Source organism: Acinetobacter sp. YH12070, assembly GCF_013419625.1.
Classification (GTDB): Bacteria; Pseudomonadota; Gammaproteobacteria; order Pseudomonadales; family Moraxellaceae; genus Acinetobacter; species Acinetobacter amyesii.
This window is the reverse complement of record NZ_VOZT01000134.1, coordinates 1-1370: the sequence shown is the minus strand read 5'-3', so window position 1 is coordinate 1370 and position 1370 is coordinate 1. Positions and strand designations below refer to the sequence as shown.

The following is a 1370-nucleotide window of genomic DNA, read 5'->3' as shown; positions in this document are numbered from 1 at the left end:
CATAGGTATCTACACAAATCCCAAGTTTTGGGTTAAATTGAAGAGCATGCTCTTCAATTTAATATCTCCCATCTTGATACACGTCTCGTCAGACGATACAACGCCCTCGTAAAGCTTAATATGAATCCTCTTGCTTCACTTGCCCCTGCAATTAAGGAAATGGCCTCTGCCCAGAAGTCCAGTTTTGCAACCACCCAGGCAGTTTGGCGATTTCTCAATAATGAAAAAGTCTCTTTCAAGCAATTGAATGAGCCAATACAGCGACTTGCATTTGAACAGATTGATCAATCCTCTCACCCTTATGCGCTGATTATTCATGATTGGTCTCAACTGCAATATGTGAAACATAACAATAAAACTCAGCGTCTTCAAAGAACCCATCAATATGATTCAGGCTATGAACTGCAAAGCAGTCTACTGGTTGATGCGGCATCGGGGCTTCCCATTGCACCATTGGCTCAAACGCTATCTGACGCATCAGGCTGTTATTCCACATTCAGTGAACAATACAGCGAGCGAAAAACCCATTTGGATTCACTCGCAGAACAAATCAAAACGATCGAACAGTATCCGGTTGAGAAAACAAAAGTTCATATCATTGATCGTGAAGGTGACTCAATTGCCCATCTAAGAGCGATGAGCAAGAATCGCTTCAAATGGCTGATTCGGGCCAAAGAAGGTCATCGAGTTGAGTATCACGGTCAGACATACAAAGTTGGCGAGATTGCAGAAAAGATAGAAACGCATTCAATCAAAAATATTTCTTACAAAGGCAATCAGCATACTTTACATGTGGGTGAGACCCATATACGCATAACACGCGCAGCAAAACCAAAGCAGAAAGATAGCTCAGGGAAGCGGGTTGCTCCTGAGCAGGGAGATGCTGTCGATGCAAGGCTGGTTGTTTCTGTCGTTAAGGATTGTGACGGTAAAATTGTGGCGAGATGGTGTTTGCTGAGTAATGTTGCAATGGATATAGATACAGCAGAATTGAGTACATGGTATTACTGGCGCTGGACAATTGAGTGTTATTTTAAATTGCTTAAGCAGGCAGGACATGACGTTGAGGCATGGCTACAAACGACACCTCAAGCAATCCTGAGAAGGCTACTGATCAGTAGTATGGCTTGTGTGCTGACATGGCGAGTACAGCGTGGTACAGATGAGCAGAATATAAGAATTCGGGCATTTCTCACCCGAATTTCAGGTAGGCAACAGAAAAGGGGAAAATTAGAAAGTGCCCCTGCCATACTGGCAGGGCTTTCAATACTATTGAACACTCTTCAGTTGTTGTCAGAGTATTCGTCTGATGAGCTGAATGCGATTGCTCAGATCGCATTCAATTTATAAAAAATGTGTAGATACCTATG

General features: G+C 43.0%; 1 protein-coding gene. It reads left to right on the top strand.

The annotated features are described in order from the left end of the window. Positions 1 to 120: 120 nt before the first annotated feature. Positions 121 to 1350, top strand: a complete 1230-nt coding sequence (locus FTU17_RS17300; RefSeq protein ID WP_180005658.1) for a transposase — start codon at positions 121 to 123, stop codon at positions 1348 to 1350. The last annotated feature ends 20 nt before the right edge of the window (positions 1351 to 1370 follow it).